Consider the following 14,537-nt stretch of genomic DNA (forward strand, 5'->3'; position numbering starts at 1 on the left):
GGGCGAAACAAGTCTACTCGATCGAGTAAATTGCTTACAGTTGAGTAGCTGTTACCCGGAAGGGCTAGCGTTTGAAAGTGCGGTACTATCATTTGTTCAAAAAGTGCGATTTCGAGTTCAGTTTATTTTCGCCCAAAACTGCACCGATGTGCGAAAATGTCAAGCCCACTAGAAAATATATAACTTATCCAAAAGTATGTTTACTGTTCATATAGCTAGATCGGGAGGTAGCTAACGATGACACAAACTCAAACCAAGCGTTATGATTTTACTTAAGTATCTAACTGTAAATGATGACAACTATCAACTGGGGTCAAGTTTTAGATAGCATTCCAGAGAATGCCATTGAAGCGATCGTCAACTCTCAATTTGTGTCGGTTCTAATAGAAGCACTTGGATTCACTAAAAATGACCAGTTTCCACAGTTTCCAACAGGTCAGGGTGCTCAGAAAGTAGATTTCGCAGCGCGTAAAAATACTGATAGTGAGAAGTTTTTGTTCTCTCCTGTCGCTCCCTACTTACTTGTTGAAGGCAAGGGACGGGCAATAGCGACAGGATCTAAAATTAACTTAGCGGAAGGTACTCCCAAATATAACGAGTCTAGGGAACAGATTAAAAGATATCTGCTATCTCCTAACTGCCAAACGGCTCAATGGGGCATTATTACTAATGGCATTCATATCCAGTTATTTCGGAGGCATGGGGAAGTTGTAATTCCTGCAACTGCTTGCACTCTGATTAATAAAGGTAATATTAGTGCTATTGTCCAACATATCAAATCTTTGATTGACAACCCGCCCCGAGCATTGACGGTTTGTATCTATAACAATAAAGGAGGAGTGGGCAAAACGACAACAACGCTCAATTTAGCAGCAATTTTGCGAAAACAGAAAAAGAATGTTCTCGTCGTTGATTTTGATTCACAAAGAGATTTAACTAGAACTCTTGGTCTAGACGTAGGAGCTATTACTTTATCTGACTGTCTGACTGATACAAAAGCAGATGTTAACAAAACAGTTGTTAATTTTAATCACAAGGACAAGCGAGGAAAAATTATACATTTTTTTGACGTGATTCCCTCAAGTGATGACATGGAAGAGTTTACAGATCAGCGTCTAGCTGAATCAAAAATTCAAAAAGGTGCAAAAAGATTGCGAGATATCCTTAAACCTTTTGTTTCTCAATATGATTACATATTGATTGATTGCCCTACCCAATGGTTATTTTTCAGCCAAAGCAGTGTTTATGCGTCGGATGTTGTTCTCATCCCTACGAAGCATAATGGATTAGCATCACTACACAATGCAGCTAGGGTGATTACGCAGTTTATTCCTGAAATTAAACAAGTAAGAGGAGATGGTGGGCCAATTGCCTTACCAATCTTTTTCAATGGAGAGAAGATTACAGATTCTGCCCTTCAGACAGCAAATCAGGAAATTGGAAAAATAATCGATAAAGCTAAAAAAGATGGCTTCGATCTGCTACCATATTATTGGCCTAAATCTACACCTGGAAAAGAAATTAAAACTATCTTCAGTATTTCCAGTTATGCTACTGTCGCCAACGCTGCCTTCTCTCACATTCCCGCTGTCTTTCTCAACAATATCGCTTTAGAACACTATTCTGGTCTAATTAAGGAGTATTTCTTGAAATGAGTAAGTATGATGACATCGGTAAGCTGATGCACCTGCCATTAGCTGATATTGAACCAGGGGAACCATGCTCTGAATCTGAGTTTATCATCACCGCCGCAGCCGAGGCAGTTCTGCAAGGTGGCGGACACAATTGGATTCCTGTGATTGTTAAAGAAACAGGTGATTATCAATATCAAGTAGTCAGCAATTCCTTTATTTATGCAGTCGCTCAACAAGCTGAACTAGAGCGAGTCTGGTGCATAATCATTGAACCAGAATCTAAAAACATTGAGCAAGCTAAAATTTTGGCAAGGGAAGTAATACCCAAAGTTAACCTTAGCACAGCATCAAGAGATACTATTCTTGCTGCACTTAGATATTTGGTTGCAGAACCAGGAAGTGCATTGAAGGGATTGGATGTCATTGTAGCGACTAATCGCATTTCAGCAGCCAATCGAGAAACCTGGTCAAACTTTAACCCTGTTACCAGCTTAAAATGTGCCATTACTAAGGGTAAAAAGTTAGATGCTTTAGCAAAAGTATTCTATCTCTCGCCGCCTGCTCCACTCGCGCCACCACCGCCACCGCCTGAAGCAGTTAGTGTGAAACGTGCATCAAGAGATGAGATTTTCGATCGCCTCAATTACTTATCCACTAATAAAATAGGAGGCTTTGAAAATATTGATGCCGAAAAAACAGCAGATGCTATTTTCAACGCGAATAAAGGCAAGTGGAAAAGCCTAACTCCAATTGCCAAACTTGAACCCGGCCTTGATACAGCCAAAATGAAAATCATTAAAACCCTATTTAGCCTGTAAAACTATGTTAAGTGGTGTAGCGGATTCAATTTACTGGCTCAACCGCTATATTGAAAGCTCGGAAAATATCGCCCATTTTGCCGAGGTCAATTTTAATCTCATTCTCGACTTTCCCAGCGGTATTACTCAACTATTTACCGATCGACCCACTTAATTTACGATTGTGCGAAAATGTCAAGCGGACGCTCAAACCAAAAGTCCGTAAAGGACTGTTAAACGCTCTCTCACACATTTCTGATGCCTAAACCCAAAACATTCTTTTTGTCAAGCTTGTTCCTGATTGGCTTAACAATTAGTTTTCTGCTGACTCCTGGTTGGTTCTCCAACTTCCCATCTCGCGCTAACGCAACTATGCCCCCGCAAACCCAAACCGCCGAATTTCGCGCATTCTGGGTGGACGCCTTCAACCCCGGCTTCAAAACCCCTCAAGAAGTCACAAAATTGATCGCAGACGCGCAGCGGGCAAATGCCAACGCGATCGTCGCCCAAGTCCGCCGCCGTGGCGATGCTTTTTACACGAGTGCGATCGAACCCCGCACCCTCGATCCCAACGTTCCCCCCGGTTTCGATCCCCTGCAAGATTTGATTGACAAAGCCCACGCCGCAGGCATTGAAGTACACGCTTGGATGGTGACGCTGCCGGTAGTTTCGGGCACCAAACTTCCCGCCGGTCACGTTTGGCAACAACACGGGCCTTCGGCCCCCGGCAGCGAGAATTGGGCAATGCTGACTTACGGTGGGGAAGCCCAAGGCTATCTCGATCCCGGCCATCCAGACGCCGTAGATTATACTGTTTCCGTCTATTTGGACTTGCTGAAGCGCTACGATGTGGACGGCGTACAGTTGGATTATGTGCGCTACGGCGGGCCGACTTGGGGCTACAATCCGACTGCGATCGCCCGTTTCAATCAGCAAACAGGTCGATCGGGCAAACCCGCACCCACAGATCCCGCGTGGATGCAGTGGCGGCGCGATCAGGTGACAAATTTAGTGCGGAAGCTTTATGTAGAAAGCCTTGCGATTAAACCGCGCGTTAAAATTACCGCCGCCACGATCGCCTGGGGAGACGGCCCGCAAAACGATGCAGGGTGGTATCAAACGCAGCCTTACAAAGAAGTATTGCAAGATTGGCGCGCTTGGCTGGAAGAAGGGATCGTAGACATGGCGATGCCGATGACTTACCAGCGCGAGTACAAACGATCGCAAAAACTCGCTTATGACCGCTGGATCGAGTTCGCCAAAGACCACCAGTACAACCGCCAAATTGCGATCGGCCCGGGCAATTACCTCAACTACATCGAAGACACCCTAGCGCAGGTACGCCGCGCCGAAGGGCCGTCTGCAAAAGGAAATCACGTAGCGGGTACGGTTCTCTATTCCTACGCTAGCAGCAACGTGTACACGAATGTGGAACTGCGATCGGGCGGTAGCGGTGATTTGCCCCGCCAGCCTTGGAAATACGTTCCCCAAAGCAACGATTTGTTTTACAGGGCGCTTTCTGTGCCGAGTCAATACGTTGATGCTGCGACGGGCAAAACCTATGAAACTCAGCCTGTGTGGACCACAGCAGCAGCCGTTCCCGATATGCCTTGGAAGTCGCGGCCGACTACAGGTGCGATCGCCGGAAATTTGCAGCGGTGCGCTCAAACTTGCGACGGTGCCAGCTTGACATTGCAGTCGATCGATGCTGCTACCAAGGTGCGCCAACTGCGCGCGGATGGTAAAGGATGGTTTGGGGCGATCGAGCTTTCTCCGGGAACTTATCAGTTGAAAGTTGACGGAAGTCAAATTCAACAAACAGTTAATGTTGTCGCCGGTGACGTAACAAAAATCAATCTCGGAGCATCTTAACTGCTTTACTCGTTACCAGGCTCTGCCTGGTAACGCAGATCCGGAGGCTGTGCCTCCAATTTCCATAAAAGCTTGCGAGGCAGAGCCTCTAGATATCGGTTCCCAGGCTCTGCCTGGGAACCAGTTAATATCATAAGCTAAAATAAAATCATTCCACATCAAATTATAAATTTATCAATCGAGATATGCTAACAACAGAAGCTGCTTTCACGCTCCGTAAATGGACAGTTAAAGAGTATCACAAGCTGGGAGAGATGGGATTTTTTCACCCAGAGGAACGAGTCGAACTACTTTCAGGAAATATCATCAAAATGAGTGCAAAAGGAACTGCTCACACCTCCGCTTTAGGGCGTACAGATAGCTTGCTGCAATACCTTTTTAGAAATCTTGCCTGGGTACGTATGCAAGATCCGATCGCCCTTGATGACAATTCTGAACCCGAACCAGATATTGCCGTAGTCAGAATCGATCCTTTTGACTATGCGACTCACCATCCGACGCCCTCAGAGGTATATCTAATTATCGAAGTGGCAGACAGCAGCTTAACTTTCGATCGCGAAATTAAAGCCAAAGCTTACGCGCGATCGGGAATTGCCGATTATTGGGTATTAAATGTGGGCGATCGACAACTGCACGTTTTTCGAGAACCTACAGAAAATGGGTATCAAAGCGAATTAATTCTGGGAGAAAGCGCGATCGTTTCACCGCTGGAATTTCCTACTTTTAATATCGCAATTCAGGCAATGTTGCCACCAATTATGCCATAGGTGCGCGCTGCGAACTTAATAATTTTTATTAACCGCAGAGGGCGCAGAGGGCGCAGAGAGAGAAGAGAGAGAGGCAAGTATTTAATCAGGGTAAGCTCATCTAATTTGGTATAAATTGTACTTGACAAAAAGGGCAAGATATAAAAGAGCATCCTGTCAAGAGCGGTTCTTTGAACCCATTTGAGATATTTTGACGATCGACAGATAAGGAACGATCGAGAGATAAGGGGCGAGGGAGAGATAAGGGGCGAGGGAGAGATAACGGGCCAGCGAGAGATAACGGGCGATCAACTCGCAGCCTCAAAGATGTCAAATGGGTTCTATAATAGTGCTTCATCGGTGTCACGAATGGTGAGGAAAAATCCATGGAGAAAGGATTCGAGCGTGTTGTGAATGAGGCAAAATCATCACCGAAACCCGACAGGTCTCAACCGCTCTCAATGCAACACTTACAAGCTTGCTTATCAACTTATTTTGATGACATCCCAGATCCAAGAGTAGACCGAACAAAACAACATTTACTTAAAGACATTCTGGTCATTACCATATTAGCTGTGATCGCAGGAGCCCAGGGATGGGAAGACATCGAAAATTATGGACTCAGCAAGCAGCAATGGTTAAAAGAATTTTTAGAGTTACCAAATGGCATCCCCAGCGATGATACATTTCGTCGGGTCTTTGAAAAACTAGATCCGAAAGTTTTAGAGCAGAAGTTATCGCAATGGTTGCAACAAATTATGGGTTCAGTCTTGCAAGAAATTATTCCCATAGATGGCAAAAGTTTGCGGGGTTCTTACGATAGAGAGAAAGGTTTAAAAAACTTACATTTAGTGACAGCTTGGGCGAGCCAACAACGTTTGGTACTCGGGCAAGTCAAAGTAGAAGACCATTCCAATGAAATCACAGCAATTCCAGCCCTACTAGAACTACTCGACATTGCCGGGGCGATTATCACCATTGATGCGATGGGGACTCAAACAGAAATAGTCCGACTGATTCGTCAGAAAAAAGCCGATTATGTCGTGGCACTAAAAAGCAATCATCCCACTCTTTACAATAAGCGTGAAAGACTGGTTTGAGACTGCAAAAAGTCAGGAATTCAGGGAAAGTGAAATGAGTTATGATTCCCGAACCGAAAAGGGTCATCATCGCGTCGAAACTCGAAAAGTCTGGGCGGTATCAGTTGCCCAATTAGGAGGACTTTACAAGCAAGAACAATGGGCTGGATTACGCACTATTGTTATTGTTGAAAGAGTCCGTCATCTTTGGAACAAAACCACTCGTGAGGTGCAGTTTTACCTAAGTTCTTTGCCAGTAGATGCCCAGCTCAATGGTCGTGCTATTCGCCAACACTGGGGCATTGAAAACCAAGTGCATTGGAGTTTAGATGTGACTTTTAATGAAGATAAATCCCGGATTCGCTCGTTAAATAGTCCTCAGAACTTCGCTCTGGTAAGACGGATTGCCCTTAATGCGGTCAACCAAGAAACAACTCTCCAGCGTAGCCTGCGACAAAAAATCAAACGGGCTGCGATGAACAATGACTATATGATGCAAATTCTCAAGTGCTTTTGTCAAGCATGATTGAGATGCTCTTACCCTGCATCCCACAAACTTGTGGAAGTTATTTAATTCTCATTCCTAAGAGTGCCGGAATTGCCGTAATCTCGTTGGAATGATCCTCAACTTTAACTTGCCCTAAAACTAAACGCTGTTCACTTGCCCAAGCCGTGACCAAATGCAAAGCTTTTACGCCTTGATTACGGTTGACGCACCCTACTGGCCTCGTTAGTGGTTTAAATACTCCACAGCTTACCATTGGGTAATTCGAGAAATTCCTCTAACCATTACTGTTTAGCGATGCCATAATTTTCCATGTCTTCCCAACCTTCGGCACCGCCAATGACTGCTAAAATAGAGATTACTAAAATATCTTTTAATGAGTGTTTTTGGGTTCTTTGAACTCTGGGGTCCGGGATTTCTGCTACATAATTCAATAAATTGGCTTGGATGTCGCCCAGATGTGTTAAATGTCGTTTTTCTGCTCTTTTGGCTTGAGATTTTACAGCGAGTTTCAATATAGGTGCAAAACCCTTTGTCATTGTCTTTGACTCCGTTTCAACTTGATTGACTTTGTTAAGATTCAAACTTGATTATAGGTTTGAGTTCGGTGCACAGATATAGCTCCTATTGGCGGCTTTTTGTCAAGTACAATTTATACCAAATTAGATGAGCTTACCCTGCTTTTATCGATAATTGAGAGACTCTCTTCTGACGCACGCTAGGGCCCTACGACTGACATACCCTACGACTAATTTCTAATTGCTAGTTTTAATTTTTTTCAGGGGATAGCTATCTGCAGGCGAAGCCGACCATTCCCACATTGAACCTGCATAATTCTTAGCATTAAACCCCACATTTGTCAAGACACAAGTCAACCATGCGGAGCGAATTCCCCCGGAGCAATAACTCACAATTTGAGTTGATTGCGAAACTCCTTTTTGCTGCAAAATAGCGACAATTTCCCCACGATCCAGCAGTTTTCCTTGTCGATCCATTAACTGTTTGTAATAGAGGTGAACCGCACCGGGAATGTGGCCGCCCCGCTTTTCTCCGTAAGGCGTTTTACCTGCATATTCTCGCGGCTCTCTGGCGTCAATAATGACTAAATTCTCATCTCCTAAAATAGCTTTCAATTCATCCCGCTGAATTTCCCAATTCGAGAGGCGAGATATTACCAAATCTCCTGTTTTTGGTGGATTGTTTGCTGCTTTTAATCGATTAATTCCAGCTTTGATTAAAGCTCGATATCCTCCATCGACAAAAACTGCTTTTTCGTGTCCCAAACTCCGCAACATCCAAACAATTCGCCCGTCTTCGCCCCACCCTTTCACCGCATCGGCAACGACTATGACAGGTTTGTCTTGACAAATACCAATTGCTTGCAGTTTTTGAGTTAAAACTGTGTTATTTTCGATAATTTTTCCCTTGTGGGGAAAGTCCGATCGCGAAAATTCCTGCCAAGTTACGGGAATAGCTGGTGGGAGACGGCAAAACCACTTTAAAATAGGTGCGCGAGCATCTAGTAAAGTAGCTTCTTGTTCCAGTAATTGCTTAGCTAAAGCTGCATTTACTATCCAGTTATTTGGTAAATTACCCAGTAAATTAGACATAATTTATTGAGTAACTTTGGCTGTATTAGCACCGCAGGCTAAAACCCCTTTGGTATTAGTTGGATTAGCTGGTTTAGTCTTGCCAGGAGCAGCATTTATACACAAGATTGTTTGGGTCTTGTTTGCCACCAAAAACACTCCCCCCACAACACTTTTGAGATTAGCTTGCTTCGATACTCCGTAGTTAAATACAGCACCTTTTTTCACCATGCCGATCGAGTAGGTGTAATTGGCTGAGTTAGGTTTAAATTGGAGACCGAGATAAACCAATAGATTGGAAACTGAACTGGTAAAGCCTGCTTTTTCTGCATAGTAAACTTGCTGGGCTTTATTCATCGAACCCACAAATTTTTTCGCTTGTAATTCCTTAGCTTTAAGCGTTTGTGAAACTTGAGCTTCGGAGACTGGACTGAAAACAACTGGCAGAGTTAGAGCTGCGATCGCAACTTTGAGCTGCCAGTTGCGGCTGCTATAAATCCTGCTTAATTTCACAGATACCCGGTGGAATGAGCAGTTGAGAAACATATAATTAAACTAATTGTTTTGCCTGAAACTGTTTCAACGCCCCAGGAGCAACCGTACCGTGTTCTGTGATTATTCCCGATATTAACTCCGCCGGAGTTACGTCAAAAGCGGGATTGTAAAATTCAACTCCCACAGGACAAATTCGCGTAGTTCCAACTTGATACATTTCAACTGGATCGCGTTCTTCAATGGGGATTTGGCTGCCGTCGGAAAGTTCAAAATCAATTGTGGACAGAGGCGCGGCAACAAAGAAAGGAACGTTGTGAGCTTTGGCAACAATTGCTAAACTGTAAGTGCCAATTTTATTGGCGGCGTCGCCGTTAGCAGCAATTCTGTCTGCACCGACAACTACTGCGTGAATCATTCCGAGTTTCATGCAGTGGGCGGCCATATTGTCAGCTATTAATGTGACAGGAATTCCTTCTTGCACGCATTCCCAAGTGGTCAGTTTTGCACCTTGGAGACGGGGCCGAGTTTCGTCTGCAAAAACTCTTCCAAGTCTTCCTTCTCGCCAAGCAGAACGAAATACACCTAAAGCAGTTCCGTAGCCGGCTGTTGCTAATGCACCTGCATTGCAGTGAGTTAGTAAGTTCAATTTTTCGGGTGTAGCTGGCAGAACTTCTAAACCTTTGTCGCCGATATCTTTACAAGTTTGCAAGTCTTCTGCTTGAATGGTTTTGGCCATTTCTAACAAACTTTTTTGGATTTGTTCGACGGAACCGCTAGTTTGATTTGCTGTTTTGAGCATTCGCGATATTGCCCAAAACAAATTAACTGCTGTGGGACGAGTGGAACCCAATAACTCCCCAACTTGTTCTAGTTTAGTTAAAAACTCGGTACGATCGCCCGTTTCGATTTCTCGCGCCCCCAAATACATCCCGTAGGCTGCTGCAACCCCGATCGCCGGAGCACCTCGGACTATCATAGTTTTAATCGCCTCAGCCATATCTTCGTAGCGGCTAATTTCGACTACACCGTATTCTTTCGGGAGTCGGTTTTGGTCAATTAGCAGAACTCGGTCTTCCATCCAAGTGACGGGGGAAACAGGGGAGTTTTGAGGGGTCATCTATTTCAATTATGTGAGGGACAAGTTTCTATGATGCCATGAAGGCGACTATTCCCGCCACTTCGATCGACAAAACCCGCCTAATTAAGCGGGTTTTGTAGTTTTCCTAAATAGTTTCACTCTTGGGCAACGATCAAACAATCACTCTCCACTTTAGACAGCATATCTGGAAACGCTGAGGTGTAATTGCCATCTTTGTCTACAACCCTGCGAAGTATATATCCATTGTCAGCAGGTCTGCCGAAAAACGAGTTTGTGCGATGCCAGATATCTCCATTCGGAGTGTTTGGATCTCGATCGATCAAAAAATCTACAAGCCACTGCGGCACAGAGAATCCAAACACTATCGGCGTAATGTGCCCGTGCTGCAAAGTTGCATCCGAGAATCGGAACAAGTAGCTGAAGCGAGAAAATTTGACTAAATAAATTAACATCCGTCCCGCCATTGATGAATGAAATGTCCAGATAACAGGGTCAATCGATTTTAGATTTTAGATTTTAGATTTTAGATTGAGCCCACGGATAAATGCGAGGGCTTGAGGATTTTTGATTTTCGATTTTGGATTGATTCCACGGATAAATCACGTGGCGGGTACCACATGAAGAAATTCCTGGTCAAAAACGCGCAGCAATAACGTCCGTTCGTCAGCATTCCAGTCTGAACTGTACATCGTCAAACAATCGTCTGGTAAAACATTCCCGTCCATAAAAAAGATACCTTGCAGCACTTCAGGTAACTCCGCTGGATGTTCTACTTTCATCCAATTCGCGATGTCTTTTAGTTGCTTGTGTTTGATTAACATGGTATTATTTATCCTCAAATTAGTTGTGTTTTGGTTTCCTATTGGATACCCCCTTGATTTCTGAGTTTATCGCTCGATAGTTTATGTGGCGTGCGGTTTCAACTCACATCTTGCACCATTCTCAATAAGGCTTTTATGTGCGGGCAGGATGCCCACCCCACAAGCAATTAATTCTTTGTGGAACAGGCCGGAAAGCCTGTTCTTGACAATGGTGCAATATCTCAGTCTCAACCGCTGTCTGATGCGAGCTTTTGGATTAATTACCGCCGCAAATTCGGCTCTGAGGCTCGTCGCACTTTGCCTACCGTACTCACGACATCCACCAGCATCTTGAGTGCGATGTCTTTACCGGGGCAAATCCGTCCCGCACTCCGATCGCCCACGGAATGAAAACCCATATGAAAAGGGCACAGATTCTCCCGCTTAGCGTTGAATTCGTATACCGTAGAGCCCCAGAAACCCTCGTCTAGCAGCCCCAAACTGAGCGGTATCAGTACCTTGGTTCCGGCGGGGAAGGTGCGCTCTTTGCCCGCTACCGTTGCGGTGAAGGGCTCTGTCGCGACTCGGTGCGTGGCGCTGACGGGAGCCCAGAGGCGGGCGCATTCGAGGAGGAAAAGCTCGATCGACTGGCGATCGTCCAAATCGAGCTGATCCCAAAAATCAGTCGGGTTAATTTTGGCCGTCTGCTGTCCTTTATAGGCGGGGAGAGGGCGGTATCCCATTGCCGTGTAGCCTAGGTGCAGGGGGCCTTGCAGTCCCGCTATGCCCATAATTGATGTCATCAGCTTTGCTAATTCCCGCTTAGTCATGCCGTTGTTTTCCGAGCTCTCCTCGAAGTTGGCTAAAGCTGGCGAATTTTCATAGATAGTCGCTGCACGCTCGATTAGAGTGGACAAATCCCCGTGTCCAAACAGGTTCAGGCTTTGCAGCAGGTTCCCGATGACGGCGAAGTAGTGCAGCGGGCTTTGGCGGGTGTAATGCAATTCGGTGAGAAGTTCGATCGACTCTGAATCGTCTGGATTAATCCCAAAGATGACGTAGTGCAGGTATCGGACTAAAAATCCCATCCAACCGCGCTTGACATGGGTAAAAAACGCTCCCCCCGCACCGTGCGACATCTCGGCATAATCTGCGGCTAGCCGATCGAGTAACCGTCGGGCGATTTCGTCTCCTTGGCGATCCGTTGTAGCACTGTTGAAGAGATATTTCTGCATACAGCTTCGGAATGCTGCGTGGTTGCTGCTAGCATCAGTTTCACGATCGGACAAAGACAGCAGGAAAAGGTTTCTGCCGCCGACATCTTGGTTGGGGGCGCTATCGGGATCGAGTACAGAAGTACCCAGCCGCCATCCGCGCGCCTGGGGCGATGTGAGTGCTTTTTCCAGCGTTGCAAACTCTCCCATCACGACTTGCCCCGCGCAGCAAAAGTTGGCTCCGAAAGCCAGCCGTTTTAGTGGCAAATAGGTGGGTTCGTTGGCAATCAAACCCTCAATCAGGGCGATCGGCGGTAGCATCGTTTTGCTGAGACTTTCTTCCGGGTTTTGCAAAGCCCAAACCTGAAACTCGTTCAGGGCCGGGTTCATCAGCGATGAGAAAATAGTATCTAAATTTAGGTTCATCATAATTCCTCCGAGAATCCTTCGCCCTAACGCGCTTTGCAGTTAGCAGCAAGAGGGTATTGAGCGACAATTGAGCGGGATTCAATACCCCCAAAATTACCAAAATCAGTACGTATAGCTCTAGCCATGTTTATTTGCGAACGCAGTGGCAATATAGATATAGTTGTACTGAATATATCTGCGCCCAAGTCTAGCCTTGTCCCGGAGATTGAGTGGAATTTTTAACAATTTCTGGTAAGTATATCTACTTTCTGCCTCTCAAGCTTCTCAAGTATTAGCCCCAATCTCTGAGAGTCGCACCTAACCGTAGATATTTACAAGAACTCGCCCCTACAAAATACTATGGTTTTGTTTGTGCTGATATATTTAGATATAGCGATTCTAAATGAATTGTGTAATTTTTGTAGGGGCAAACCCCCCGTGGTTGCCCCGATCCGTGGGGGGTAGGCACGGGGAGTAGGGGTAGCACTACCCCTACATATTTGTACAACTGATGCGAGGATTGCTATCTAATATTTTAGACTGCTGTATGCTTCTGAATTTAATTGAATAAAATCAGAGAATTAATTACTGAGTATTATTAAATACTAGAGCTAAAAATCCCCAATCCCCAATCCCCAATCCTTGAATTATTCAATTTTTCAATCAATTGAAGTTCCCAATCCCCAATCCCCAATTCTTCAATTCTTTAATCTAAAATCCCAAATCTAAAATCTAAAATCTAAAATCTAAAATCTAAAATCTAAAATCAATTGACGCCCGCTAAAGTTTCCCAGCAGTACAAAAGCACTGTACAGGAAACCCGCAGGCGTCAAAATCAAGCAAACTTAAATCTTAGAAAAGACCCAGTGTGAAAGATTTGTCGATCGGGAAAATAGCACCAATACCCAACCACAGAGTTACCGCAGTTCCCAACAGGAAAACAGTAGTAGCAACAGGGCGGCGGAACGGATTTTGGAACTTGTTAACATTCTCGATGAACGGAATCAAAATCAAGCCCACGGGAACACCGGCCATGCAAGCAATACCCAACAATTTGTTAGGCAAAACGCGCAGGAGTTGGAACACAGGCCACAAATACCATTCCGGCAGAATTTCCAGCGGAGTAGCAAAAGGATTAGCAGCTTCCCCAACCAAAGCCGGGTCTAGTACAGCCAAACCCACGCACAGAGAAATCGTTCCCATGATGACTATAGGGAAAACGTAGAGCAAGTCATTAGGCCAAGCTGGTTCGCCGTAATAGTTGTGACCCATGCCCTTAGCGAGCTTAGCGCGGAGGGCGGGATCGCTCAAATCTGGTTTTTTGATAATAGACATAGTGAGAGTGTTCTCCTTTTAGTTTTACCCGGGCCTGGGATTCCGCTGTATTCGTTAGTCTGAATCAGCGGCGCGATCGCAGGAAGTATTAGCCGTAAATAAATATCATGAGTGATGAATTCTGAATTTTCAACTCACAATTGGGCGGGGGGGCAAAAAAATACCGCCCCCAAAACTCAAAACTTACAACGGGCCAGAGATACCTTGCTTGCGAATCATCAAGAAGTGAGCCAGCATGAACACTACAATCAGCCAAGGCAACACAAAAGTGTGCAAGCTGTAGTAGCGAGTCAAAGTGCCTTGACCGACGCTGACACCGCCGCGCAGCAGTTCAACCATCAAAGAACCGACAAACGGGATAGCTTCGGGGACGCCGGAAACGATTTTAACTGCCCAGTAACCAATTTGATCCCAAGGCAGCGAATAGCCGGTCACGCCGAAAGAAACAGTGATGACTGCCAAGATTACTCCTGTCACCCAGGTTAACTCGCGGGGCTTTTTGAAGCCGCCGGTCAGATAAACCCGGAAGATGTGCAAAATCATCATCAGCACCATCATGCTGGCAGACCAGCGGTGGATGGAGCGGATCAGCCAGCCGAAGTTGACTTCAGTCATCAGGTATTGCACTGAAGAAAAAGCTTCTGCTACCGTGGGACGGTAATAGAAAGTCATGGCGAAGCCGGTGGCAAACTGGATCAGAAAGCAAACTAAAGTAATTCCGCCCAAGCAGTAGAAAATATTGACGTGCGGGGGTACATACTTTGTAGTGATGTCATCGGCGAGCGCCTGAATTTCCAGGCGTTCCTCAAACCACTGGTAGGTTTTAGAGTCGGTGATTTGTTTAGAAAACATGGAGCCAGAATTCCTAAAAGAATATTGCTGTGGTTGAGGTTCAGGGCAGCAGCCACAAGGTTTTTTGTCGCCCCGCGCCGAGCAGCTTGCTTTTACTAGCAAATGCCTGAGG

The 14,537-nt window shown here is 45.4% G+C and carries 13 protein-coding genes and 3 pseudogenes; 6 read left to right on the forward strand and 10 right to left on the reverse strand.

Annotated features, from left to right (window positions below; genetic code table 11):
• Nucleotides 1-290 precede the first annotated feature (290 nt).
• The 6 genes and pseudogenes from QUA88_RS03105 (at nt 291) to QUA88_RS03130 (ending at nt 6,654) form a co-directional block, all read left to right on the forward strand.
• Complete coding sequence (locus QUA88_RS03105; RefSeq protein WP_333252575.1) at nt 291-1,655, forward strand: AAA family ATPase; 1,365 nt, start codon at nt 291-293, stop codon at nt 1,653-1,655.
• Nucleotides 1,652-2,452, forward strand: a complete 801-nt coding sequence (locus QUA88_RS03110) for a hypothetical protein (protein ID WP_333252577.1) — start codon at nt 1,652-1,654, stop codon at nt 2,450-2,452. The genes QUA88_RS03105 and QUA88_RS03110 overlap by 4 nt, the downstream gene beginning before the upstream one ends.
• A 4-nt stretch (nt 2,453-2,456) precedes the next feature.
• On the forward strand, nt 2,457-2,606 hold the full coding sequence (locus QUA88_RS03115; RefSeq protein WP_445300590.1) for an alpha-E domain-containing protein: 150 nt from the start codon (nt 2,457-2,459) through the stop codon (nt 2,604-2,606).
• A gap of 83 nt (nt 2,607-2,689) precedes the next feature.
• Nucleotides 2,690-4,303: a family 10 glycosylhydrolase gene (locus tag QUA88_RS03120; RefSeq protein WP_333270192.1), complete on the forward strand. Its 1,614-nt coding sequence runs from the start codon at nt 2,690-2,692 to the stop codon at nt 4,301-4,303.
• A 185-nt stretch (nt 4,304-4,488) separates the two neighbouring features.
• Nucleotides 4,489-5,070: a Uma2 family endonuclease gene (locus tag QUA88_RS03125; protein ID WP_333208654.1), complete on the forward strand. Its 582-nt coding sequence runs from the start codon at nt 4,489-4,491 to the stop codon at nt 5,068-5,070.
• 365 nt (nt 5,071-5,435) lie between these two features.
• Nucleotides 5,436-6,654, forward strand: a pseudogene (locus QUA88_RS03130) (ISAs1 family transposase).
• A gap of 58 nt (nt 6,655-6,712) precedes the next feature.
• Here the strand turns inward: QUA88_RS03130 and QUA88_RS29430 are convergent.
• The 10 genes and pseudogenes from QUA88_RS29430 to petB form a co-directional block, all read right to left on the reverse strand.
• Nucleotides 6,713-6,841 (reverse strand): annotated as a pseudogene (locus tag QUA88_RS29430) (ISAs1 family transposase); the annotation flags it as partial.
• A 79-nt stretch (nt 6,842-6,920) separates the two neighbouring features.
• Nucleotides 6,921-7,091 (reverse strand): annotated as a pseudogene (locus QUA88_RS29435) (transposase family protein); the annotation flags it as partial.
• Between the two features lie 297 nt (nt 7,092-7,388).
• Entirely contained in the window at nt 7,389-8,243 is an 855-nt protein-coding gene (locus QUA88_RS03140) for a rhodanese-like domain-containing protein (RefSeq protein WP_333051814.1), read from the reverse strand.
• 3 nt (nt 8,244-8,246) lie between these two features.
• Nucleotides 8,247-8,735, reverse strand: coding sequence for a type IV pilin-like G/H family protein (locus QUA88_RS03145; protein ID WP_333270196.1), 489 nt, complete (start codon nt 8,733-8,735; stop codon nt 8,247-8,249).
• Nucleotides 8,736-8,772: 37 nt separating this feature from the next.
• Nucleotides 8,773-9,834: an S-methyl-5-thioribose-1-phosphate isomerase gene (gene mtnA / locus QUA88_RS03150; protein WP_333051808.1), complete on the reverse strand. Its 1,062-nt coding sequence runs from the start codon at nt 9,832-9,834 to the stop codon at nt 8,773-8,775.
• A 116-nt stretch (nt 9,835-9,950) separates the two neighbouring features.
• Nucleotides 9,951-10,268: a hypothetical protein gene (locus tag QUA88_RS03155; protein WP_333051805.1), complete on the reverse strand. Its 318-nt coding sequence runs from the start codon at nt 10,266-10,268 to the stop codon at nt 9,951-9,953.
• 147 nt (nt 10,269-10,415) lie between these two features.
• A complete protein-coding gene (locus tag QUA88_RS03160) occupies nt 10,416-10,637 on the reverse strand; it encodes a hypothetical protein (RefSeq protein ID WP_333051803.1) in 222 nt (73 codons plus the stop codon).
• Between the two features lie 260 nt (nt 10,638-10,897).
• Complete coding sequence (locus tag QUA88_RS03165) at nt 10,898-12,259, reverse strand: cytochrome 450 (RefSeq protein ID WP_333051800.1); 1,362 nt, start codon at nt 12,257-12,259, stop codon at nt 10,898-10,900.
• An 831-nt stretch (nt 12,260-13,090) separates the two neighbouring features.
• Nucleotides 13,091-13,573, reverse strand: coding sequence for a cytochrome b6-f complex subunit IV (petD, locus tag QUA88_RS03170; RefSeq protein WP_333051797.1), 483 nt, complete (start codon nt 13,571-13,573; stop codon nt 13,091-13,093).
• A 183-nt stretch (nt 13,574-13,756) separates the two neighbouring features.
• Nucleotides 13,757-14,425 (reverse strand): cytochrome b6, encoded by a 669-nt coding sequence (gene petB, locus QUA88_RS03175; protein WP_015174799.1) that lies wholly within the window; start codon nt 14,423-14,425, stop codon nt 13,757-13,759.
• Nucleotides 14,426-14,537 lie beyond the last annotated feature (112 nt).

It is taken from the genome of Microcoleus sp. D3_18_C2 (assembly GCF_036702395.1).
Taxonomy (GTDB): domain Bacteria; phylum Cyanobacteriota; class Cyanobacteriia; order Cyanobacteriales; family Microcoleaceae; genus Microcoleus.

Bases quoted from the DNA above. Each gene is read 5' to 3' on its own strand.
- QUA88_RS03105 (WP_333252575.1), top strand. From the start codon at position 291: ATGATGACAACTATCAACTGGGGTCAAGTTTTAGATAGCATTCCAGAG.
- QUA88_RS03110 (WP_333252577.1), top strand. From the start codon at position 1,652: ATGAGTAAGTATGATGACATCGGTAAGCTGATGCACCTGCCATTAGCT.
- QUA88_RS03115 (WP_445300590.1), top strand. From the start codon at position 2,457: ATGTTAAGTGGTGTAGCGGATTCAATTTACTGGCTCAACCGCTATATT.
- QUA88_RS03120 (WP_333270192.1), top strand. From the start codon at position 2,690: ATGCCTAAACCCAAAACATTCTTTTTGTCAAGCTTGTTCCTGATTGGC.
- QUA88_RS03125 (WP_333208654.1), top strand. From the start codon at position 4,489: ATGCTAACAACAGAAGCTGCTTTCACGCTCCGTAAATGGACAGTTAAA.
- QUA88_RS03140 (WP_333051814.1), bottom strand. From the start codon at position 8,243: ATGTCTAATTTACTGGGTAATTTACCAAATAACTGGATAGTAAATGCA.
- mtnA (WP_333051808.1), bottom strand. From the start codon at position 9,834: ATGACCCCTCAAAACTCCCCTGTTTCCCCCGTCACTTGGATGGAAGAC.
- QUA88_RS03155 (WP_333051805.1), bottom strand. From the start codon at position 10,268: ATGTTAATTTATTTAGTCAAATTTTCTCGCTTCAGCTACTTGTTCCGA.
- QUA88_RS03160 (WP_333051803.1), bottom strand. From the start codon at position 10,637: ATGTTAATCAAACACAAGCAACTAAAAGACATCGCGAATTGGATGAAA.
- QUA88_RS03165 (WP_333051800.1), bottom strand. From the start codon at position 12,259: ATGATGAACCTAAATTTAGATACTATTTTCTCATCGCTGATGAACCCG.
- petD (WP_333051797.1), bottom strand. From the start codon at position 13,573: ATGTCTATTATCAAAAAACCAGATTTGAGCGATCCCGCCCTCCGCGCT.
- petB (WP_015174799.1), bottom strand. From the start codon at position 14,425: ATGTTTTCTAAACAAATCACCGACTCTAAAACCTACCAGTGGTTTGAG.